Origin of the sequence: Streptomyces sp. RKAG337 (assembly GCF_023701715.1) — a bacterium.
Classification (GTDB): domain Bacteria; phylum Actinomycetota; class Actinomycetes; order Streptomycetales; family Streptomycetaceae; genus Actinacidiphila.
In genome coordinates, this window is record NZ_JAJOZA010000001.1 from 6,945,483 (window position 1) to 6,967,668 (window position 22,186).

19 protein-coding genes are annotated in these 22,186 nt (G+C 73.9%); 11 read left to right on the forward strand and 8 right to left on the reverse strand.

What is annotated here, in order from left to right:
• Nucleotides 1-58: 58 nt before the first annotated feature.
• The 5 genes from LNW73_RS30710 (at nucleotide 59) to LNW73_RS30730 (ending at nucleotide 10,815) form a co-directional block, all read left to right on the forward strand.
• Nucleotides 59-3,259 carry a non-ribosomal peptide synthetase gene (locus tag LNW73_RS30710; RefSeq protein WP_250992166.1) on the forward strand — a complete coding sequence of 1,067 codons (3,201 nt, stop codon included), beginning with the start codon at nucleotides 59-61 and terminating at the stop codon, nucleotides 3,257-3,259.
• A complete protein-coding gene (locus LNW73_RS30715; RefSeq protein ID WP_250992167.1) occupies nucleotides 3,259-5,187 on the forward strand; it encodes a non-ribosomal peptide synthetase in 1,929 nt (642 codons plus the stop codon). Before LNW73_RS30710 ends, LNW73_RS30715 begins: the two co-directional genes overlap by 1 nt.
• A gap of 1 nt (nucleotide 5,188) precedes the next feature.
• Nucleotides 5,189-7,036 (forward strand): amino acid adenylation domain-containing protein, encoded by a 1,848-nt coding sequence (locus LNW73_RS30720; RefSeq protein WP_250992168.1) that lies wholly within the window; start codon nucleotides 5,189-5,191, stop codon nucleotides 7,034-7,036.
• The gene (locus LNW73_RS30725) at nucleotides 7,026-9,905 is read left to right on the forward strand and encodes a condensation domain-containing protein (RefSeq protein WP_250992169.1); all 2,880 of its coding nucleotides are present in this window, start codon (nucleotides 7,026-7,028) and stop codon (nucleotides 9,903-9,905) included. The genes LNW73_RS30720 and LNW73_RS30725 overlap by 11 nt, the downstream gene beginning before the upstream one ends.
• A 115-nt stretch (nucleotides 9,906-10,020) precedes the next feature.
• Nucleotides 10,021-10,815, forward strand: a complete 795-nt coding sequence (locus LNW73_RS30730; protein WP_250992170.1) for an acyltransferase — start codon at nucleotides 10,021-10,023, stop codon at nucleotides 10,813-10,815.
• Nucleotides 10,816-10,834: 19 nt separating this feature from the next.
• Here the strand turns inward: LNW73_RS30730 and LNW73_RS30735 are convergent, their stop codons facing one another.
• Nucleotides 10,835-11,698: an EamA family transporter gene (locus LNW73_RS30735; protein ID WP_250992171.1), complete on the reverse strand. Its 864-nt coding sequence runs from the start codon at nucleotides 11,696-11,698 to the stop codon at nucleotides 10,835-10,837.
• 96 nt (nucleotides 11,699-11,794) lie between these two features.
• Here LNW73_RS30735 and LNW73_RS30740 point away from each other — a divergent pair, with 96 nt between their 5' ends.
• On the forward strand, nucleotides 11,795-12,367 hold the full coding sequence (locus LNW73_RS30740) for a cupin domain-containing protein (protein WP_250974412.1): 573 nt from the start codon (nucleotides 11,795-11,797) through the stop codon (nucleotides 12,365-12,367).
• 20 nt (nucleotides 12,368-12,387) lie between these two features.
• Nucleotides 12,388-12,918 (forward strand): YbaK/EbsC family protein, encoded by a 531-nt coding sequence (locus LNW73_RS30745; RefSeq protein WP_250992172.1) that lies wholly within the window; start codon nucleotides 12,388-12,390, stop codon nucleotides 12,916-12,918.
• Nucleotides 12,919-12,928: 10 nt separating this feature from the next.
• Here LNW73_RS30745 and LNW73_RS30750 read toward each other — a convergent pair whose 3' ends face one another.
• Nucleotides 12,929-13,210 (reverse strand): hypothetical protein, encoded by a 282-nt coding sequence (locus LNW73_RS30750; RefSeq protein ID WP_250992173.1) that lies wholly within the window; start codon nucleotides 13,208-13,210, stop codon nucleotides 12,929-12,931.
• Between the two features lie 36 nt (nucleotides 13,211-13,246).
• On the reverse strand, nucleotides 13,247-13,654 hold the full coding sequence (locus tag LNW73_RS30755) for a CoA-binding protein (RefSeq protein ID WP_250992174.1): 408 nt from the start codon (nucleotides 13,652-13,654) through the stop codon (nucleotides 13,247-13,249).
• An 89-nt stretch (nucleotides 13,655-13,743) separates the two neighbouring features.
• Here LNW73_RS30755 and LNW73_RS30760 point away from each other — a divergent pair, with 89 nt between their 5' ends.
• Nucleotides 13,744-14,370, forward strand: a complete 627-nt coding sequence (locus LNW73_RS30760) for a YigZ family protein (RefSeq protein WP_250992175.1) — start codon at nucleotides 13,744-13,746, stop codon at nucleotides 14,368-14,370.
• A gap of 52 nt (nucleotides 14,371-14,422) precedes the next feature.
• On the opposite strand, the gene LNW73_RS30765 is transcribed toward LNW73_RS30760, so the two are convergent.
• On the reverse strand, nucleotides 14,423-15,271 hold the full coding sequence (locus LNW73_RS30765) for a GNAT family N-acetyltransferase (RefSeq protein ID WP_250974407.1): 849 nt from the start codon (nucleotides 15,269-15,271) through the stop codon (nucleotides 14,423-14,425).
• A gap of 252 nt (nucleotides 15,272-15,523) precedes the next feature.
• On the opposite strand from LNW73_RS30765, the gene LNW73_RS30770 reads away from it, so the two are divergent.
• Nucleotides 15,524-16,681 carry an exonuclease SbcCD subunit D gene (locus LNW73_RS30770; RefSeq protein WP_250992176.1) on the forward strand — a complete coding sequence of 386 codons (1,158 nt, stop codon included), beginning with the start codon at nucleotides 15,524-15,526 and terminating at the stop codon, nucleotides 16,679-16,681.
• 3 nt (nucleotides 16,682-16,684) lie between these two features.
• Complete coding sequence (locus LNW73_RS30775; protein WP_250992177.1) at nucleotides 16,685-19,732, forward strand: AAA family ATPase; 3,048 nt, start codon at nucleotides 16,685-16,687, stop codon at nucleotides 19,730-19,732.
• On the opposite strand, the gene LNW73_RS30780 is transcribed toward LNW73_RS30775, so the two are convergent.
• A complete protein-coding gene (locus LNW73_RS30780) occupies nucleotides 19,722-20,168 on the reverse strand; it encodes an Lrp/AsnC family transcriptional regulator (protein WP_138357223.1) in 447 nt (148 codons plus the stop codon). The two genes, LNW73_RS30775 and LNW73_RS30780, sit on opposite strands and share 11 nt — an antisense overlap.
• A 94-nt stretch (nucleotides 20,169-20,262) precedes the next feature.
• On the opposite strand from LNW73_RS30780, the gene LNW73_RS30785 reads away from it, so the two are divergent.
• The gene (locus LNW73_RS30785; protein ID WP_250992178.1) at nucleotides 20,263-20,739 is read left to right on the forward strand and encodes a rhodanese-like domain-containing protein; all 477 of its coding nucleotides are present in this window, start codon (nucleotides 20,263-20,265) and stop codon (nucleotides 20,737-20,739) included.
• A gap of 20 nt (nucleotides 20,740-20,759) precedes the next feature.
• Here the strand turns inward: LNW73_RS30785 and LNW73_RS36840 are convergent, their stop codons facing one another.
• From LNW73_RS36840 to LNW73_RS30800, 3 genes are all read right to left on the reverse strand, one after another.
• Nucleotides 20,760-21,083 carry a DUF7848 domain-containing protein gene (locus LNW73_RS36840; RefSeq protein WP_441349486.1) on the reverse strand — a complete coding sequence of 108 codons (324 nt, stop codon included), beginning with the start codon at nucleotides 21,081-21,083 and terminating at the stop codon, nucleotides 20,760-20,762.
• On the reverse strand, nucleotides 20,987-21,208 hold the full coding sequence (locus tag LNW73_RS30795) for a hypothetical protein (protein ID WP_250992180.1): 222 nt from the start codon (nucleotides 21,206-21,208) through the stop codon (nucleotides 20,987-20,989). Before LNW73_RS30795 ends, LNW73_RS36840 begins: the two co-directional genes overlap by 97 nt.
• Nucleotides 21,209-21,325: 117 nt before the next feature.
• On the reverse strand, nucleotides 21,326-22,174 hold the full coding sequence (locus LNW73_RS30800) for a helix-turn-helix domain-containing protein (RefSeq protein ID WP_250992181.1): 849 nt from the start codon (nucleotides 22,172-22,174) through the stop codon (nucleotides 21,326-21,328).
• Nucleotides 22,175-22,186 lie beyond the last annotated feature (12 nt).

Here is a 22,186-nt window from a genome sequence, read left to right on the forward strand (position 1 = left end):
ACGACCGTGCCTCCGCCCGCACCCGAAGACACCGACCCGACAACCCCAGGGATCGCCGATGCTCCCCCTCTCTCCGTCGCAGGAGATCGTCTGGCTGCACGAACAAGTGCAGCCCGGCAGCCGCGCCTACAACTTCACCGCCTCCCTCGACCTGTGGGGCACGCTGGACACCGAGGCGCTGCGCCGCGGACTGGCCGCGGCCCTCGACCGCCACCCCGGACTGCGGCTGGAACTCGTGGCGGTCCCCGGCTCGATGCCCATGCAGCGCGCCGTGGACCTCTGCGAGCCGCGGCTGCGCACCGTGGACCTGACCGGGGAGGCGGACCCCGAGGCCGCGTTCGCGCGGCTGCTCCGCACCGAGGCGGAGACCCCGCTCGACACGTACCAGGCGCCGCTGCTGCGCTGGACGCTGGCCCGGCTCGCCGACGACCAGCACCGGCTCATCCACGTCGAGCACCACCTGATCCACGACGGGCACTCCTTCGCGATCCTGCTGGGCGACGTCTTCACCGTCTACCGCGCCCACGTCCTCGGTGAGCCGACCGCGCTGCCGCCCGCCATCTCCTACGTCGACCACGTACGCTCCCTCGACGCGGACGACGACCGGGCGACCGCGGAGCGGCGGTCGAGCCTGGAGTACTGGGCGGCCGAACTGCGCGACGCCTCCTTCGACATGCCGCTGCCCGGTCTGGCACGGCCCGGCGCGCGGCGCCGGCACCACGGCGGGCAGCTGCGCCAGTCGATCGGCGCGGACCTGACGGAGCGGCTGCGCGCCCACACCCTGGACCGCGGACTGACCCCGTTCTCCACGCTGCTCGGGCTCTTCGCCGAACTGCTGCGCCGGCACAGCGGCCGTGAACAGATGGTCGTCGGCACCGCCGTCGGCAACCGCCCGCGCGGCTTCGAGGGCGCCGTGGGCATGTTCGTCAACACGATCCCGCTGCGGCTGCGGCTGGACCCGGCGGCCCCGGCCGAGGACACCATGGACGAGGTGACCGACACCCTCTTCCGTGCCCTGCCGCACCAGGAGGTGCCGGTCCAGGAGCTGACGCGCGCACTGGGCCTGCACACCTCGGGTGCGGACAACCCGCTGTTCAGCGTCATGTTCAGCGCGCACGACGCCGCCCTGCCGGAGATCGACGTGCCCGGTCTGGACGTCACGCTCTTCGAGGGGTTCAACACCGGCACCACCCGCTTCGACCTCGACGTCGTGCTGCTCCCGGACGACCGGCGCGGCGTGAGCCCCCGGCACGGCGCACGCGGCATGACCCTGGTCTGGGACTACGACGCCGACCTCTTCGGCGAGGACACCGCGAAGCTGCTCACCGAGCGCTTCCTGGACCTGCTGCGCGCCTATCTGGACGCTCCCGGCACCCTGCTCGCCGACCTCGCGCTCCCGGCACCCGCCGCCGTACCGGTGCCGGCCGAGCCCGCCGCGTCCCCCGGCCGGGATCCGCTCGACCCGGCCGCCGCCCACGACCCCTCGCTGCCCGCGCTGTTGATCGGCGCCCGCCGGCTGACCTACGGGGACCTCGACGAGCAGGTCGCCGCGGTCGCGCGGCGGATGCTGGCGGCGGGCGTGACGGCCGGTCAGCCGGTCGCCGTCGTGCTGCCGCGCGGCGCCGACTCGGTGGTGGCGCTGCTGGCCTGTCTGCGGACCGGCGCGGTGTACTGCCCGCTCTCCCCGTCCGACCCGGAGTCCCGGCTGGAACTGCTGCTGAACCGGCTGGGTCCGGCGCTCGTGCTCACCTCCGCCGCCGCCGGGGTGACGCTGCCCGCCGGCCTCCAGGTGACCGCGCTCGACGCCGGCTCCTACCCGGCCGCGCGCCCGGCCGCGGTGGTGCCCGGTGCGGCGTACATCATCCACACCTCCGGATCGACCGGCATCCCCAAGCCCGTGGCCGTGGGCAGGGCCGCGCTGGAGAACCATCTGACCGGTGCCGCCGACCGGTTCGCGCTGGCGGCCGGCGACCGGGTGCTGCTCTTCGCCCAGCCGTCGTTCGACGTGGCACTCGAAGAGGTCCTTCCGTCGCTGTACGCCGGTGCCTGCCTGGTCGTACCGGAGCGGGAAGTGCCCACCGGGGCGGAGTTGGCCGAGCTGCTGGCCGCCGCCCGGGTCACCGTCGCGAACCTGCCCACCAGCTACTTCCTCGCCACCCGCGAGGACCTGCGGCCCGCGCTGCGCGACCGCCGCTGGGCACCGCGACTGCTGGTGCTCGGCGGTGAGCGCATCCCGGCCGACGCGATGCGCTCGTTCCTGGCCGACACCGACGCCGCCGTGCTCAACGTCTACGGCGTGACCGAGGCGGCGATCAGCTCCACCGTGCACGAGATCACCCGCGAGAACCTGGCGGACGGCGCCGAGATCCCCCTCGGCACCGAACTGCCCGGCGAGCGGATCCACGTCCTGGACACGGCACTCCGTCCGCTGCCGGCCGGCGCGGTCGGTGAACTGGCCATCGCCGGAGCCGGTCTGGCCGAGGGCTACGTCGGCAACCCGGAAGCGACCGCGGCACGGTTCGTGACGATCCCGGCGCTGGGCGGCGAGCGGGTCTACCTCACCGGCGACCTCGGCCACCGGGGCCGCGACGGGCTCCTGCACTTCCTCGGACGGCGGGACAACCAGATCAAACTGCGCGGCTACCGCATCGAGTTGGAGGAGGTGGAGGCCGCCGCCTCCGCCGTGCTCGGCGGCCGGTCCTGCGCGGTCGTCCTGGACCGCGAGGCGGCCGGCGGACCCCGGCTGGTCGGCTTCCTGGAGAGCGCCGACGACCGGGAGCCGTGGGACGAGCAGACGATGCACCTCGAGCTGAGCCACCGGCTGCCGGGCGCGCTCGTCCCCGGCCGCTGGGCGCGGCTGGACGCCATGCCCACGCTGGCCGGCGGCAAGCCCGACCGGGTCGCGCTGGCCCGGCTGGCCGCCGCGCTGGAGCCCGCGACCCCCGCGGACGAGGCCGCCCCGGACCTGGACCCGGCCGCGTTCGCCGCCGACCCGGTGCTGGCGCTGCTCGCCGAGGGCTGGAGCGAGGTGCTGGGCCACCGCCGGTTCACCGCGTCCTCGCACTTCTTCCAGATCGGCGGGCACTCCGTGCTCGCCGCGCATCTGGCGGCCTGGCTGGAGCCGCGGCTCGGCGAACGGCCGCCGCTGCGGCTGCTGTTCCGCAACCCGGTGCTGGCCGACCAGGCCCGCGCCCTGGACTCGCTCGCCCCCTCGCCCGTCGCCGCGTACGCCGCCGCATCCACGCCGAAGGAGTCGTGATGACGAACACCCTGATCACGGACATGAACACCGACGCCACGACCACCGCCACGATCACCGGCACGCCGACCGTCCTGCCGGGCGTCGCACACGGCGCGGTGCTCCCCGCGACCGCCGCCTCCGGCGTGCTCTCCCGCTACGAGGACTGGGTCCGCAGCTCCCCGCAGGCCCCCGCCGTGGTGGACGGCGGCCACACCTGGAGCTACCGGCAGCTGGACGAGGCGGCCGATGAACTCGTCCGCGCACTCGACGGCCGGGTACGTCCCGGCGACATCGTCGGTGTCTGCCTGGACCGTTCGGCCGCGCTCGCCGTCACCGCGATCGCGCTGGCCCGGCTCGGCGCGGTCTATCTGCCGCTCGGCCCCCGCCCCGGCGAGCGCCGCATCGGGGCGGTCACCGAGGACGTCGCGGTGGTCTGCCTGATCGGCGACCCCGCCGTACTGCCCGCGCACCACCAGGCCGCCGAGCGGATCGAACTGCCGCTGCCCGCCGAGGGAACGAACGCCGCGGCCACGGTCGTCGCCGCCTTCGCCCCGCCCGCGGCCGGCGCCCGCCCGGCACCGCCGGAGGCGTTCTACGCCGTACTGACCTCCGGATCCACCGGCCGCCCCAAGGCGCTCGCCGTGGCGGAGCCCGCCCTGGCCACGCTGCTCGACTGGTACCGCGCCGAGACCGGCCTGGCCCCCGGCGACCGGCAGTCCCTGCTGATCGGCGTCGCGTTCGACCCGCACGTACTGGAGCTGTGGGCCGGACTGACCTCGGGTGCCGCGCTGGTGCCCGCTCCCGACGCGGTCCGCTGGGACCCCGCCGAGCTCACGGACTGGTGGCGGGACGCCGCGGTGACCGTCTGCGTCGCGGCCACCCCCATGGCGGAGCCGGTGCTGGACCGGCCCTGGCCGCAGGATCTGCCACTGCGTCATCTCGTCGTCGGCGGCGACCGGATGCGCCGCCGGCCCGGCCAGGACGTGACCGCCACCGTCCACAACGCCTACGGGCCGGCCGAGGCCACCGTCATCACCACCACGCACGCCATGCGGCCCACCGACAACGAGCCGGACGACGCGACCGCGCCGCCGATCGGCTCCCCGCTCCCCGGCACCACGGTGGTCGTCGCGGGTCAGGACGGTCGCATCGCCGCCCGCGGCGAGACGGGGGAACTGCTCATCGGCGGCGCCTGTCTGGCGATCGGCTATCTGGACCCGGAGCTCACGGCCCGGCGCTTCACCGCACCGCCCGAGGGGCTGGACGCACCGGGCGTTGACCGTTTCTACCGCACCGGGGACCGGGTGCGGATGCTGGACGACGGGCGGTTGGAATTCCTCGGCCGGCTCGACGACCAGGTGAAGATCAGCGGTGTGCGGATCGAACCGGCCGAGGTGGAGGCCGCGTTCGAGCAGAACCCGGACGTACGCAGCGCGGTCGTGACCGCGCCCCGCTCCGCCGACGGCCGCACCCGGCTGGTGGCGTTCGTGCTGCCGTCGGCCGGCGCCGCCCCGACCGCGGACGCCCTGCTGTCGGCGGTCCGGGTCTGGCTGCCCGAGCAGGCGGTCCCCTCGACCGTACGGATCGTCGAGGCCTTCCCGCTGGACGCCAACGGCAAGGTGGACCGCGCCGCGCTGCTCGCCGGTGAGGCGGCCGCGTCCGGCCCGACCGCCGGCTCCGTCGCTCCGGACGACACCGCGACGGACAGCGAACGGCTCGTCCTGCGGGTGGTCCGCGACCTGCTCGACCGCCCGGACGCCGCGCTGGAGGACGCCTTCACTTCGGTGGGCGGCACCTCGATCATCGCGGCCCGGCTGCTGGCCGCCATCGAGCGCGAGACGGGCACCAGGCTGCGCGCACCCGAGGTGCTGCGGCAGCCGGACCTGCGCGCGGTGGCCGCTGTGCTCGACAAGCGCCGCGCGGCCGCGTCACCGGCGGTGGTCTGAGATGACGGCCGCCTCCCCGCGGATCTCCGACGCCCGGAAGATCCCCGACGACCGGAAGGACAATCCCGTGACCGCCCTGCCCGCCCTGGTGGCCCGGCACGCCGAACGGACCCCGCACGCGCTGGCCGTGGTCGACGGCGACACCACCCTGACGTACCGGCAGCTCGTGACCTCCGCCCGCTGTCTGGCCGCGCACCTGCACACCTACGGGGTACGCCCCGGCGACCGGGTGGCGCTGCTGATGCCGCGCTCGGCCCGCACCCTGGTCACCCAGCTCGCCCTGTGGTGGGTGGGCGCGGCCTGCGTACCGCTCGACCCGGCGCACCCGCGCCCCCGTACCGAGGCGATGCTCGCCGATTCCGGGACGACGCTGACCGTCGGCGACAGCAAGCTGCTCGCGTCCGCTGCCGGTACCGGAGTGACGCTGGCGCTGCCCGAGGACCCGCTGCTGTCCGGCGAGGAGATACCCGCCGCCGACACCGGCCCGGACGCGACGGCGCTCGTCCTGTTCACCTCGGGCTCCACCGGCCTGCCCAAGGGCGTGACCGTCACGCACGGCGGCATCGCCGAACTCGTCACCGACCCGAGTTACGTCACCGTCACCGCCCGGGACCGGGTGCTGTTCCACTCGCCGACGACGTTCGACGCCTCGACCTTCGAGGTGTGGGCGGCCCTCGCCAACGGCGCCTCCGTCGTGGTGTGCACCACCGAGCGGCCGTCGTTCGAGGACCTCGCGCAGCACGTCGAGCGGTACGGCGTGACCGTCGCCTTCTTCACCACCGCACTCTTCCACCAGCTCGCCGCCCGCCGCTCCCGGCTCTTCTCGGTGCTGCGCACCGTCGTCGTGGGCGGTGAGGCGATGGCCGCCCAGCAGGCCCGCGCGGTACTGCGTGCGTTCCCCTGGCTGGAACTGGTCAACGGCTACGGCCCGACCGAGACGACGACCTTCGCCACCACCCACCGCGTCACGGACGCGGACTGCGAAGGACCGGTGCCGATCGGCCGCCCGTGCGCGGGAGCCACGGCCCATGTGCTGGACGAGGCGGGCCGGCCGGTCGCGGACGGTGCACGCGGTGAGCTGTGGATCGGCGGCAGCCGGCTCGCGAACGGCTACGCGGGACGACCGGAGCTGACCGCCGAGCGGTTCGTGGAGCACGCCTCGCTGGGCCGGCTCTACCGCACCGGCGATCTGGTCTCGTGCCGTCAGGACGGCGTGCTGGAGTTCCACGGCCGCGCCGACGACCAGGTCAAGGTGCGTGGCTTCCGGATCGAACCGGGCGAGATCGAGCACCTGCTGCGCGAGCAGCCCGAGGTGGACGACGCCGCCGTCACCGTACGGCGGCCCGCGGCGGACGACGCCCGGCTGGCCGCCTTCGTGGTGGCGGCGCCCGGACCCGTGCCCCGCGCCGAGACCCTGCGGACCCGGCTCGCCGAACAGCTGCCCGCGCACCTCGTCCCGGACGAGCTGACCTTCGTGGAGCGGCTCCCGCTGACCGTGTCCGGGAAGGTCGACCGCCGCGCGCTCGCCGACCTGCGCGGTGTCACCGTCACCGAGGACCGTGCGGAGCCGCTGACCCCGCTCCAGCAGGCCGTCGCCGAGGTGTGGAGCCACGCCCTCGGCTGCGAAGTGGCCCGGGCGGACGCCGACTTCATCGCCTACGGCGGCCACTCCCTCCTCGCGCTGATCGTCACGGACGACCTGCGCGAGGAGCTGGGAGTGACGCTGTCGCTGCCCGACTTCTTCGCCGCTCCCACCGTCGCCGGCCACGCCGCGCTCGTCGAACGCGCCCTGCTGGCCAACCACAGCGATCTCCACCCCGACGCGCCGGAGGACACCGATGGCCACTGACACCCACCCCAGCTCCGCCGCCCTGCAGGAAGAGCTGCTGCGCCGGGCCCGCGCCCGTAAGGACGCCCGCCCGGCCGAACCGGCGGCCGCCGCCCGTGGCCAGGGGCCCACACCGCTGTCCCACGCCCAGCGCCGCATGTGGCTGATGGACCGGCTCGGCCAGGGCGGCTCGCTGTACAGCGTGCCGTTCGCCACCCGGCTGCGCGGGCCGCTCGACCTGGACGCCCTGGGCACCGCGCTGACCACGCTCGTCCAGCGCCACGAGATCCTGCGCACGCGCTACGGGCAGCACGGCGACGAGCCGTACCAGGAGACGCTTCCCGCACCGGACGCGATCGCCGTGCCGGTGCTCGACGCCGTCGGTGACGGCCTGGCCGCCCTCGCCGAGGAGGCACGCCGCCCGTTCGACCTCGCCGCCGGCCCCCTGCCGCGCGCCCTGGCGCTGCGGCACGGTCCGCAGGACCACACCGTGCTGGTGACGTTCCATCACATCAGCATCGACGGCGGGTCGTTGGAGACCGTTGCCGCCGAACTGGCCGAGCTGTACGCGGCGGCCGTCGGCGGGACCCCGTGCGAGCTGACCCGGCCGCCGCAGTACGCGGACTTCGCGGTCCGCGAGCACGCAGCGGCCGGCCGGCTCGACGAAGGGCTCGCGCACTGGACGCACCGGCTGGCGGGCGCCGTCCCGCTGCGCCTGCCCCGCCCCGCGCTGCCCGCCGCCGACCTGACCGCGCGGCCCGCCGCCGTGCACAGCACGCCGCTGGACGAGCAGGTGCTGCCCGCTCTGCGCGAGCTGGGCCTGCGGCACCGGGCCACCCTGTTCACCGTGGCTCTCGCCGCCGCCTTCGCCGCACTGCACCGCTTCACCGGCGAGGACGACCTGGTGATCGGCTGCGCCGGCACCCACCGCGAGGGCGCCGCCATGCGCGGCCTGGTCGGTCTGTGCGTCAACACCCTGCCCATCCGGGTGGAGCTGTCCGGCGACCCGGAGTTCGGGACGCTGGTGGACCGGGTGCGGGACGCCCTGCTGGAGGCACAGCAGTACCGTGACGTGCCGTTCGACCTGGTCCTGGAGCGGCTCGGCGCCGCCGCCCGGGACGCCGGCGGAACACCGCTGGTCCGGGTCACCGCCGATGTGCTGGGCGAGCCCACCGCGCTCCGGCTGCCCGGTCTGGCCGCGGAACCGGTCGACGTGGCGCTCGGCGAGGCCAAGTTCGACCTGTCGTTCGGCCTGTCCGACACCGGCCGTCCCACCGGTCTGGTCCAGTACGGCAGGGCCGCCCTCGACGACGCGGCGGGGGAGCGGCTGGCGGACGGCTTCGCCGGACTGCTGGCCGCGGTCGCCGCAGACCCGGAGCTCCGGCTGTCCCGGCTGCCCGGCAGTCCGCCGGTTCTCCCGGCCGCCGGCACCCCGGCCACCGACGGTCATCCGGCGGAAGTGCTGCTGCGCGCACACCCGTTGGTGGCCGACGCCGCCGTGCCGGTCCCGGCCGGCGGACCGCTGCTGGCCTACGCCGTCCTGCGCGGGACGGGCGGGCCCTCGCCCGTGGAACTCCGCTCGCACCTGCGGGCCGGCCTGAGCCGTGAACTCGTCCCGGCGGCGGTGACGTTGCTGGACGCGATGCCCCGTACCGCCGACGGCACCCTGGACACGGCCCGGCTGCCCGGCGCCCCGGCCGCGCCCGCACCGAGCGGTGTCCGTGCCGACGCGGTGACGGCGGCGTTCGCGGCACTGCTGGGCCGCGTCCCCGGCGCTGACGACGACTTCTTCGTACTCGGCGGCCACTCGCTGATCGCCGTACAGCTCGCCGAGCGGCTGCGCACCGGACTCAAGCTGCCGCTGACCGGCCTGGACGTCATGGAGCACCGCACTCCGCGAGCGATCGCGGCGCTGCTGGACGCGCGGGAGACGGAACGGGAACGGCTGGCGGCCGCGACCGGCACACCGGCGACCCGCACCCGGCGGACCCGTGAGGGCACGGTCCTGGTGACCGGCGGCACCGGCGGTGTCGGCGCCTTCGTCCTGCGCGAACTGGCCGCCAGGGGACGGCCGGTGCTGGCGCTGTCCCGGCCCGAGTCGGCGCACCTGGTCGCGGGGGAGGGCGTGGAGGTCGTCGAGGGCGATCTGACCGACCTGGACGGGCTGCGCGCCGCCGTCGGGAGGGCGGACGCGGTGATCCACGCCGCCTGCACCTTCACCCGTCCAGAGGTGGACGTGGCGGCGATGGCCGCGATGGTGGAGGCCTGGAACCGCGGCCCGTTCGTCTTCGTCAGCAGCGTGGACGCCTACGGCCGGCCCACCGGCTCGCGGGTGGCCGAGGAATCCGCGCCCGAGCGGCCGCTGAGCGCGTACGGGCAGGCGAAGCTCGACTGCGAGCAGCTGCTGATGCGGGCGGCGGGCACCGGCGGCCGGGGCGGGGCGAGCGTCGTGCGCTCGCCCATCGTCTGGGGCCCGCACGACCGGTTGCGCGACCAGCTGCGCTGGGGCGCGACCGGGCTGCTCTACCAGGCGGCCCTCGCCGGGGAGCCGATCGACCTGCCGCGGCCTGGCACCGCCGGCCACGACTGGTACGGCGCCCCATGGGTGCACGCCGCCGCCCTGGCGCGCGCGGTCACTGACTGCCTGGGCACCCCGGTGCACGGGGTGGCCAACGCGGTGAGCGGACATGTCGGCTGGCCCGAGCTGGCCGCCGAGCTGAAGGGGCTCCTCGGCAGCGACAGCGAGATCCGGCTCGTCGACCGGGTGCACCCGGACCTCGACCACCGCTGGCACTACGGTTCCGGCCGGCTGGCCACCGCGCTGGACGAGCGGCCCGGCGAGGACCGGCACTCCGTACTCGCCGCCATGACCGGCTCCGCCGGGCGTTGACACCCGGAGGAGCCGCGGCGGTCCGCGCGGCTCCTCCGTACGGCCGGATCCCCTCTTCACACGCGGCCTCACAGCCGGGACTTCACCGGCGGGCGGCACCGTATACGGTGATCCCGTGCCGAAGAACGAGAACGTGTTCTCCTCCTGGGCGGCCTGGCGCCGCCGCACCGCCTCGCGTCTGGTCCACCGTGGATGGCGGTGGGTGCAGAACGCGGGCGCGGTGACCGCGCAGCGCCCCGGCCCCTACCACTTCCGCAGTTTCGGCACGGGCTCGCGGCTGGCGTTCCCGCTCGGCACGGTCTTCGGCGAGCAGTGGATCGAGATCGGGGAGCACTGCGTGGTGGGCGAGCAGGTGACCCTCACCGCGGGCATGATGCCGGACCTGGACCTCGGCCCCGACCCGGTCCTGCGGCTCGGCAACGGCGTGGTGCTCGGCCGCGGCAGCCACGTGGTGGCCTCGGCGCCGGTGGTCTTCGGCGACAACATCTTCGCCGGCCCCTATGTGTACGTCACCAGCGACAACCACTCCTACGACGACCCCCACGAGCCGGTCGGCAAGCAGTGGCCGCGCTCGGCGCCCGTCGAGATCGGGTCCGGCAGCTGGCTGGGCACGGGAGCGGTGATCCTGCCCGGCGCCCGGCTGGGCCGCAATGTGGTGGTCGCGGCCGGCGCGGTGGTGCGGGGGGACGTGCCCGATCACGCGGTGGTCGCGGGCGCTCCCGCCAGGATCGTCCGCCGCTGGGACCCCGAGGCCGGCTGGCAGCCCCCGCTGCGGACGCCGCCGCCGGTGCCGATACCCGAGGGGATCACCCCCGAGCAGCTGATGGCGCTCGCCGGGATCGAGGACGGGCCGGGGACGCTCGATGACCGGGCGGACCGCGCGGACCGCGCGCCGGATCCGGCGGTTTGAGGGCCTGCTCGCGGCCCGGCTATCCCGCCGCGAGCAGGATCGTGCCGGCCATCGCGAGTCCCGCGCCCGCCGCCTGGATCGCGAGCAGCCGTTCCTTGAGGAAGCCCCGGGCGGCGAGCGCCGTCACCACCGGGTAGAGCGAGGCGAGCACCGCGGCGACGGTGACCGGGCCGTGCTGGGCGGCCAGCGAGTACGTGCCGTTCGCCGCGACGTCCGCGAGGCCGACCAGGGTGAGCGCCGGCATGGCGGCCCACACCACGGCCATGCCGCCCTCGGGGGCGGCGGCCGGGTCACGCCGTACGGCCACGGCCAGCGCCGCTCCGCCGACCAGCGAGTTGCACACCCGCTGGACGAAGAGCGCGAGGAACAGTCCGGTGAGCGTCGAGGACGCCTCGGCGATGAGCGCGAACACCGAGCCGAAACCGAAGGCGGCGACGAGGGTGAGCAGCACCGTCTGCCGCTGCACGGGCGCGCCGCGCAGCTGCGGGCCGCCGGCCAGGACGACGCCGACGACGGCCACCGCGATCCCGCCGTACTGCAGCAGCCCGGGGCGTTCGCCGAGCGTCAGTCCGACGCCGAGCGGTATCACGACGCCGACGGTGGCCAGCGGTGAGACCACACCCATCGGGCCCTGGGCGAGGGCCTTGTAGAAGCAGATCATCGCGACGGGTCCGACGACACCGGCCGCGACGGCGTACCAGAGCTGCGGGCCGATCTCGCTCCACGCCCCGGTCGCCACGACGATGACACCGAGGACGAGGGCGGCGGCGATCTGCGAGGCGACGACCACGACGAGCGCCGGCAGCCGGCGGGTGAGCAGCCCGCCGCCGAAGTCGGCGAGCCCCCAGAGCAGGCTGGTGGCGAGCGCGAGAACCGCTGTCATGGGACTTCCCCCGCAGTACAGTGTGATGAACGTGTTGGTACACCACACCGTAGTGCACTCAAATGAACTCTGTCATTCATAATATTGGACGGAAGCGTGCCGGACCTCGAAATCGTCGCCCAGTCGCTCGCCCGCAACGTCAAGCGGCTGCGGCTGGAGCGCGGATACAGCCTCGACGCGCTCGCCGCCCGCGCGGGCGTCAGCCGGGGCATGATCATCCAGATCGAGCAGGCCAGGACCAACCCCAGCATCGGCACGGTGGTGCGCATCGCCGACGCCGTCGGCATCAGCATCGCCAACCTCCTGGACTACGCCGACAGCCCCCAGGTCCGGCTGGTCCCCGCCGACCGCGCCGTACCGCTGTGGAGCACCCCGGCCGGCAGCTACGGCACGCTCCAGGCCGGCACCGAGGCACCCGGCCCGCTGGAACTGTGGTCCTGGCGGCTCATGCCCGGCGAGGGCCACGACTCCGACGCCCACCCGCCCGGCAGCGCCGAACTGATCCGGGTGGACGCGGGCGAGCTGACGCTCGTCGTCGAAGGCCAGGAGTACCGCGTCCCCTCCGGGACCACCGCGAGCTTCGACGCCCATGTGCCGCACGGCTATCACAACGCGGGTCAGGTCCCGGCCGAGATGACGCTCGCGATCGCCGTCCCGCCGCCCAGGTGACGCCTGTTACGTTTCCAGGTATGCGCGCACCGATCGGCAATTTCGACGAAGCCCACCCCGCCACCGAACGGCTCGACCTGCTCCCGGCTCCGGTGGCCGCCGCGGTGACCGCCGAGATGCTCCACGTCGACACCGACCCCGAGAAGGCCGACACCGCCGTCTTCGTCGAGACCTACGGCGCCGACCTCCTGGACGCCTCGGCGAACTGCGTGGTCGTCGCGGGCAAGCGCGGCCAGGACGTCACGCTCGCCGCGTGCCTGGTGCTCTCCACCACCCGCGTCGACGTCAACGGCGTGGTCCGGCGCCATCTCGGCGCCCGCAAGGCCTCGTTCGCCGCGATGGACGCCGCGACCGGTGCCACCGGCATGGAGTACGGCGGCATCACCCCCGTCGGCCTGCCCGGCGACTGGCCGCTGCTCATCGACGCGGCCGTCGTCGACGCCCCGTACCTGGTGATCGGCAGCGGCGCCCGGCGCGGCAAGCTGATCGTGCCGGGCAAGGTGCTCGCCGCGCTGCCGGGCGCGGTCGTCCTCGAAGGCCTCGGTATCTGAGCGACTGCGGTCAGCGCCGGTCCGGCGGTCCGCCGGACCGGTCCTCGTCCGCCGCGTGCAGGGACCGGTGCAGCCGCCGTCCCGCCCGCACCACGATCACACCGACGCCCACCGCGACCACGGCCGCCAGTACCTCACCCCACCACTGGTCGGGCAGCACCCCGAGCAGCACCGCGAAGACCCCGAAGGCCAGCACGAAGCCGAGCACCGGCAGGGCGTAGAACCACAGATCGGCGTAGGTCTTCTCATCGAGCCCGAAGGGCGGCGGCGGAGGCTTTCGGTCCTTGCTCACCCCGCCACCGTAGGCTTCCTGGCCCGGTATCGCGCGTCAGCCGAGGCGCGGAATCTCGATCGCCGGGCAGCGGTCCATGACCATCTCCGCACCGGCCGCCCGCGTCCGCTCGAACGCGGCCTCGTCGATCACCCCGAGCTGGAACCACACGGCCTTCGCCCCGGCCGCCACCGCCTCGTCGGCGACCGCGCCCGCCAGCTCGGAATTGACGAAGACGTCGACCACGTCGACCGGGAACGGAATGTCGGCGAGCGAGGCGTACCCCTGCTCGCCGTGCACGGTCTCGGCCTTGGGGTGGACGGGAACGATCCGCTTGCCGAAGCGCTGCAGCACCCGCGCGACCCCGTAGGCGGCCCGTGCCTCGTTGTTCGACAGACCGACCACCGCCCAGGTGTCACCCGTCTCCGTCAGGATCTTCCGTACCGTCGCAGCATCGCCGTACACGTCGTCCTCCAGAGGGTGTCCCGCTCGTCGTGCCTGGTCAACGAGCGACCGGCCCGGCCCATTCCCGGCGGGCGGCATAGGGTGGCCGGATGGTGGACCGGTATCTGACGGTGCGGCGCGAGGGCGTGCACGAGAGCGAGATCAAGCGCTCGCGCTTCCTGTGCGCGCTGGCGCCCGCGGGCAGCGAGCAGGCCGCGCAGGCGTTCATCCAGAAGATCCGCAAGGAGCACCCGAGCGCGACCCACCACTGCTTCGCCTATGTCATCGGCGCCGAGGGCCGCATCCACAAGGCCAGCGACGACGGCGAACCCGGCGGCACCGCGGGCACCCCCATGCTGCAGGTACTGCTGCGCCGCGAGGTGCGCGATGTCGTCGCCGTCGTCACCCGCTACTACGGAGGGGTCCAGCTCGGCGCCGGCGGGCTGGTGCGCGCCTACGGCGGCGCCGTGTCCGCCGCGCTCGACGAACTGGGCACCGTTGAGCGGCAGCGCCTCGCACTGCTGACGGTCGCGGCCGACCACCAGCGGGCGGGCAAGCTGGAGAACGACCTGCGGTCGGCCGGGCGGACGGTGCGCGGTGTGCGGTACGGCGCCGATGTACGGATCGACATCGCGCTGCCCGAGTCCGAGGTGGCGGCGTTCCGCTCCTGGGTCGCCGACAGCACCTCCGGTGCCGCCACGGTGGAGGCCGGCGGCACCGAATTCGTCGACGTCTGAACCCCGCCTGAGCCCCGTCCGGTCCCGTCCGGTAGATCCGGTCCGGGAACGCTCAGCCCAGTTCGAGGCTGGTGACGCCGTACATCCCGGCCTGATCGGTCTCCGGCACCGGGCCGGTGTACATCCGGGCGGTCTCGAAGGACGGCGCCAGGCCGAGCTGTTCCATGAGGTGCACCGCCGGCTTGTTGATGTCGGGCACGTCGATCGACACCGGCTCGCCCGGCACGGTCGCCGCCAGCGCGCCGACCAGGGCGCCCGCCACCTCCGGCGCGTCCGCGTGGACCGGCCCGATGCGCGAGGCCTCGCGGCACGCGCGCAGCACGGCGAGACCCTGCAGCTCCCCGTCGCGCACCGCGGCCAGCGCGGTGCGCTGGGGTGCCGCGATCCAGGTGGCCAGGAAGCTGTCGCGGGGCGCCGGGAAGAAGCGGCGGTCGTAGGCGGCGAGTTGGTCGAAGGGCAGGGTGCGGGCGTCCACCAGGGTGACGCCGGCCGGCGCCGGCGCGTCCGCGGCCGGAGTGCCTTCGTAGCGGATGTTGTTCCAGGCGGAGCGGAATCCGGACTTGCGGTAGTTCTCCTGCTGGGCCACCACCCCGTCGAGCCCGACGTTGCGCCCGGCGAGCCGCGCCATGCCGGCGCGCCAGAGCTGGATGCCGTAGCCCTGGCCGCGCAGCGACGGCTGGGTGATGTAGAAACCGAGGAAGCCGAAATCGGTGCCGTACCGGACGACCGAGACGCAGGCGACCGGATCACCGTCGAGGCGGCCGATCAGGAAACCGTGCGGATCGGCCGCGAAGAAGGCGGAGCCGTCGGTGCGGCCCGGGTTCCAGCCCTCCGCGGCGGCCCAGTCCGCCATCAGCCCGATGTCGGCGGCGCTCGCGGCCGTGATCTCGAATGTCGGCACTTCTCACTCCAAGGGCGTCGGTGGCGGGGCGTGTTCGGTACTGGTTCACCCCTGGCGTGATCGTTTCGTAACGGACCGGATCACGGCAATACCGCCCGCCGTCCGGCCCCGGCACCGATGACAAACCGAGGTCCGTGGTGGATGAGGGGCGTCCGGGCGCTAGCGTGGTCGGTGCCGACAGCTGGACCCCAGGCTGGTCCGGTGCGGGTTCTGGGGTGGAGGAGAGATAAACGTGCAGGTCGGAGCACCCCAGTGAGACTTCTGCACACTTCCGACTGGCATCTGGGACGCTCGTTCCACCGGGAGAGCCTGCTCGCCGCCCAGGCGGCCTTCCTCGACCACCTCGTCCGTACGGTCCGCGACGAGGCCGTCGACGTGGTGCTCGTCGCGGGCGACATCTACGACCGGGCGGTGCCGCCGCTGTCCGCCGTCGAGCTCTTCGACGACGCCCTGCACCGGCTCGCCGACCTCGGCGTCCCGACGGTGATGATCTCCGGGAACCACGATTCGGCCCGGCGGCTGGGCGTCGGCGCAGGACTCATGGGCCGCGCCGGCATCCACCTGCGCACCGACCCGGCCGGCTGCGCGGTCCCCGTCGTCCTGCCGGGCGCCACCGGCGACACCGTGCTGTACGGGCTGCCCTACCTCGAACCGGCGCTGGTCCGAGCCGAGTTCGACGCCGAGCGGGCCGACCACACCGCCGTCCTGGGCGCGGCCATGGACCGGGTGCGCGCCGATCTCGCCACCCGCCCGGCCGGCACCCGCTCGGTGGTGCTGGCGCACGCCTTCGTCACCGGGGGCGCGCCGAGCGACAGCGAGCGCGACATCACCGCGGGCGGGGTGGAGGCCGTGCCCGCCGAGATCTTCGCGGGCGTGGACTATGTGGCGCTCGGCCATCTGCACGGCTGCCAGACGATCACCGAACGGGTCCGGTACTCCGGCTCGCCGCTGGCGTACTCCTTCTCCGAGGAGCGGCACCGCAAGAGCATGTGGCTGGTCGACCTCGACCCGGACGGCTCCGTGACCGCCGGGCGCGTCGACTGCCCGGTACCGCGCCCGATCGCCCGGATCCGCGGCCACCTGGACGACCTGCTCGCCGATCCGGCGCTGGAGCGTCACGAGGCCGCCTGGGTCGAGGCCACCCTCACCGACGCGCTGCGCCCGCCGGAACCGATGGCGGCCCTGGCCAAGCGCTTCCCGCACGTGCTCAGCCTCGCCTTCGACCCCGAGAACTCCGGCACCGACCCGGCGGTCTCCTACGCCCAGCGGCTGCGCGGCCGCACCGACCAGCAGATCGCCGAGGACTTCGTGGCCCACGTCCGGGGCTCGGGCCCCGACGGGCGGGAACGGACGGTGCTGCGCGAGGCCCTGGACGCGGTACGCGCGCACCACGCAAGGACGGAAACGTAAGCAATGCGGCTGCACCGGCTCGACCTCACCGCCTTCGGCCCCTTCGCGGGCACCGAGAGCGTCGACTTCGACGAACTGTCCTCGGCCGGACTGTTCCTCCTGCACGGCGCGACCGGTGCGGGGAAGACCTCCATCCTCGACGGCGTCTGCTTCGCCCTGTACGGCGATGTGCCCGGCAGCCGGCCGGCCAGCCGGCTGCGCAGCGACCACGCCGACGCCGCCCTCAGTACCGAGGTGGTCCTCGAACTGCACGTCGGCGGACGGCACCTGGAGATCACCCGGCGGCCCGAGCAGCAGCGCCCGAAGAAGCGCGGCTCCGGGACGACGCAGGAGAAGGCCGTCACGCTGCTGCGGGAGCGCAGCGACGGGGAGTGGCGCGCGCTGTCCAAGTCCCACCAGGAGATCGGTGAGGAACTCAAGCAGCTGATCGGGATGAGCCGGGAGCAGTTCTGCCAGGTCGTGCTGCTGCCGCAGGGCGAGTTCGCCAACTTCCTGCGGGCCACCGCCGCCGAACGCGGCGCCCTGCTGGGCCGGCTCTTCGACACCCGTCGCTTCAAGGCCGTCGAGGAGTGGCTCAAGGAGCGCCGCCGCGCCGCGGAACAGCGGATCCAGACCGGTGACCAGGAGCTGGACAACCTGGCCGGACGCCTCGCCCAGGCGGCGGGCCCGGGGGCCGAGCCGCTGGACGGCTGGCTGCCCGAGGACGTACCGGCGCGCGCACCGGCGGTCCACTCCGACCTGGCCGCGCCGATCCTGCAGTGGGCGGCGGTGCTGCGCTCCACCGCGCGCGAGCGCCACGACATCGCGGTGAGCGCGCTGGAACTGGCCGAACAGGCGCACCTCCGGGCCCGCGACGAGGCCGGCGCCGTCCAGGAGCTGTACGGCCTGCAGCAGCGGTACGCCGCCGCCCGCCGCCGGGCCGACGGCATCGCCGGGGCGCGGTCGGAACGCGACGAGCAGCGTGCCCGGCTGGAGCGGGCGCACCGCGCCTCCGGTGTCGAATCGGCCCTGGAACTGCGTGAGAAGGCCGCGACACAGCACCAGCAGGCGCTCGCCGCCCGGCGCACCGCGCGGGCGCAGCTCCCCGCCGACCTCGCCGAGGCGGCCGCGGAGCAGCTCACCACGACCGCCAACCAGTTGCGCGAGGAGCTCGGATCGCTCACCGAGGCCGGTGAGCTGGAGCAGCGCGCCGCAGAACTGGTGGTCCGGCGCGACCGGTTGGAGGCCGAGGCGCGCGGTGACGACGAGGCCGTACAGGAGGCCGACGGCTGGCTGGCGGGTTGGGAGCCGGAACGGCTGCGGCTGCAGCGCCGTGTCGACGACGCGCAGACCGCCGCGGCCCGCGCCGGAACGCTGGACGCCGAACGCGACCAGGCCCGCCGCCGCCTCGACGCGGCCCGGGAGCGTGACCGTTACGCCCATGCCCTGACCGTGGCCGAGGACCGGCACCGCGCCGCCCGGGACCGGGCCGCCGACACCCGTGAGGCCTGGCAGGACGCCCGCGAAGCGCGGATCTCCGGTATCGCCGCGGAACTGGCCGCCGCCCTGGTGCCCGGCGAGAACTGCCGGGTGTGCGGCTCCGCGGAACACCCCGAGCCGGCTCGTCCCTCCGACCGGCAGGTCACCCGCGAGGACGAGGACGCCGCCTACGCCGCCTATCAGAGCGCGTCCGCCGCGCAGAGCGCTGTCCAGGACGAGCTGAGCCGCGCGCGGGCCGGGCGGGACGCGGCCCTGGCGGCGGCCGGCGACACCCCGGTCGACGAACTGGCCGCCGCGTACACCGCGTTGGACGGCGAGTACGTGCTCACGGTGCGCGCCGCCGCCGACACCCACGCCGCCCGTGAGGCGCTCGGCGAGGCCGATCGGGAACACGACCGCAGGACCGCGGAGCGGCACGAGGCACTGAGCCATGCGGCGGCGCGGACCTCGCGGCGCGAGGAGCTCGACGAGCAGTACGAGCGCATCGCCGAGCAACTGTCGCGGGCGCGCGGCGGCTTCGCCACCGTGGCCGCCCGCCGATCGCAACTGGCCCGGCACGTCGAGGTGCTGGCGACGGCCGCGCAGGCCGTCGACCGGGAGCACGACGGGGCCCAGCGGCTGAAGGAGGCCGACGCGGCACTGTCCGACGCGGCGTTCCGCGCGGGTTTCGACACCCCCGCCGACGCGGCCCGCGCGCTGTACGCGCCCGACCGGCGGCTGCGGCTGGAGCACCTCGTGGCGCAGTGGCGTGACGAGGAGGCCGCCGTCACCGCCGATCTGGCCGCGCCGGGACTCGCGGCCGCCGCCGCCCTGCCGGCCGCCGATCCGGCGCGGGCGCGGGCGGCCGTCGACACCACGACCGCCCGGCTGCGCGAGGCGGCCGCCGCGCACGCCGCCGCGCAGACCCGTGGCGCCGACCTCGACCGGCTCGGGGCGCAGGCCGCCGCGAAGGCCGCGGAACTCGCCCCGGCCCGCGCCGAGTACGCCCGCATCCGGCGGCTGGCGGACCTGTCGGCCGGCACCTCCACCGAGAACCAGCTGAAGATGGAACTGGAGACCTACGTCCTGGCCGCCCGGCTGGAACAGGTCGCCGCGGCGGCCAGCGTCCGGCTGCAGCGCATGTCGTCGGGCCGCTACACCCTCGTCCACAGCGACGCCAGGAGCGCGGGCCGCTCCCGGTCCGGGCTGGGCCTGAGGGCCGTCGACGCCTGGACGGGCACCGAGCGCGACACCTCGACGCTGTCGGGAGGCGAGACGTTCTCCGCCTCCCTGGCGCTGGCGCTCGGCCTCGCGGACGTCGTCACCGACGAGGCGGGCGGCACCCGGCTGGACACCCTCTTCATCGACGAGGGCTTCGGCAGCCTCGACGAGCAGACCCTGGACGAGGTGCTCGACGTCCTGGACGCGCTGCGCGAACGGGACCGTGCCGTCGGCATCGTCAGCCACGTCGCCGACCTGCGGCAGCGGATTCCCGCCCAACTGCGCGTCATAAAGGGCCAGTCGGGCTCCACTGTCGCGCAGGGCCCGTCCGGGCGCGCCGCTGCCCGTGCCACCGCCCCCGTCACAACGTGAGCGGGCGGCGGGACAGCGGCGAGGAGTAGACGATGCTGGTGGTGACCGATCCGAGGCCCGAGATCCGGCCGGCGGTCTCCTCCAGATGCCGCATCGAGCGGGCCGCCACCTTCATGACGAAGCAGTCGTCGCCCGTGACGTGGTGCGCCTCCAGGATCTCCGGCGTCGACGCCAGCAGGTCGTGGAACGGCTTGTAGTTGCCGGTCGGATACCGCAGCCGCACCAGGGCCAGGATCGGCAGACCGACCCGGTCGTGGTCGATGACCGCCGAATAGCCGGTGATCACCCCGGACTCCTCCAGCCGGCGGACCCGCTCGGTCACCGCACTGGGCGACATCGCGACGGCCCGCGCCAGCTCGGCGTAACTGGCCCGGCCGTCACGCTGCAGGGCTTCCAGGATGCGCCAGTCGGTGGCGTCGAGGGATTCACTGGTCATGACCGATGAATAGCAGGGGAAACCCCGGCCGAGCAAGAAAACCGCCGGGGAATCTCACTTCACGGTCCTGTCCGGGTTCCGTAGATTTTCCGCCATGACACAGCTGATCGTTTCCGAGAACCCCGTCCTCCGCGTCCCCCCGGCCGCGCCCGCCGACGCAGCCGCCTACTTCGCCGCCAGCTTGGCCTTCCACGCCGACGTCTCCGACGTCGCGGCCGGTCTGCAGGCCGAGCACCCCGGCTTCGTCGTCGTCGACTCCCGCAGCACCGCGTCCTGGGACCAGGGCCACGTACCGGGCGCCGTCCACCTCCCGACCGCCGGGATCCCGCAGCTCGCCGTGGAGTTCCTGGACCGCTCGGTCCCGGTCGTCGTGTACTGCTGGGGCCCCGGCTGCAACGGCGCGACCCGCGCCGCCCACGCCCTGGCGAGCCTCGGCTACCAGGTCAAGGAGATGCTCGGCGGCATGGAGTACTGGATCCGCGAGGGCTACCCCTTCGAGACCTCCGAGGGCGAAGCCCACCGCGCCGCGGACCCCCTCACCGCCCCGATCGACGCAGCCTGTGGCTGCTGACCGGCCGTGCGGCCGCGGTTTCAGGAGTCCCCGCCGCCCGTGACGATCCAGGAACGACGCGCCAGCTCGGAGAACTGCGTGTGCGCCGGCTGCCGGCCGGCGTGCCGCAGCGCCCAGTCCTGAGCCGTCGAAAGACTCTCCTGCAACGACAATGTCTCCAGACACCGGACACACTGCAGCTCGAACACGGCGGGCGTGTCCTTCGTCCGGTGCCGCTGAAGCGTCAATCCGCGCGTGGCCCGCAAGGTCAGCCACCCCGCTTCCGCGCGCGGTCCTCGACCACCCGCGCTTGAAGTCGATCGCCGGTCGTCGCGGGAACGATGTCCCGGGGATCCGCCTCCCACTCTGTGCCGCCGTTGGGCGGCCGCAGCTGCACGAGTGAGTTCAGGCGATCCATGACGTAGCCGAGCCGGTCTGCGGCCTTGTCCATCACGAGCGCGCCGATCTCCGGCGCGTTCTCTTCATCCATGGTGACCCCCGACGGGACGCTGGCGCTGCCGTGTGCGGCGCCTGAACGGCCGTCATACATCGACCGTAAGGAAGTCAGTTGGAGCACCTCAACGTTGTTGCACGGGATTGCATCACTTCATCCCAAGGCATCAATCGCGGATGTGATCAGAATCCGAGCGGCCGACCCATAGACGGCCAATTCCTGCATGCTGGTGAACGCATGCCCGTACGTCGCGATATCGCCGGGGGCCACCACGTTCACGAAGGCGGTGAGCAACTCCACCTGCACCGAGTCGTCATCGAAGATCATGAACGTCTCGAGTGGCCACATCCCGCGCTGCGCCGTGAACGGGACGATGCCCAGCGCTACCGACGGAAGCGACATGATGGCCAGCAGGTAGCCCAGTTGGCCGGCCATGACCGATGGGTCGGCGATCCTGTTGCGCAGTACCGATTCCTCCACGAGAAATGCGAAGGTGTGTCGCGGCGCATGGATCACCCTCGATCGCGCCATGCGTGCCGCGACAGCCGACGAGACGTCGTCGGGCGTCCCCTGAAACGCGGTGATGGTGCTGAGGAGCGCCGACGCATATCCGGGGGTCTGCAAAAGTCCCGGTACGACGTTGGAGCAGTAGACGCGGAACGTGCGCGTTCTCTCGTAGAGCGGGACCATGGCGTTCTGGCTGTGCCGAAGACCATCGCGATGGATCCGACGCCACTCGACATACAGCGAATCCACGGACCGGTTGGCCGCGACGAGGTCCGGGGCCCGCTCCTTCGCACCGCACGCCGTGCACCAAGCGTGGATATCCGCGTCCGACGGAGGCGTCTTGGCGTTCTCGATACGCGACACCTTGGCAGGGCTCCAGCCGCAGCGGGCGGCCAGAGCCTTGCCGGAGAGCCCCCCGTCGCGTCGGATCTCCCCGAGACGCGCGGCCAACGATCTACGCGCCTCCTGAGCGCTGGACGAAGGGGACGCGGGCATGATCCGACTGTA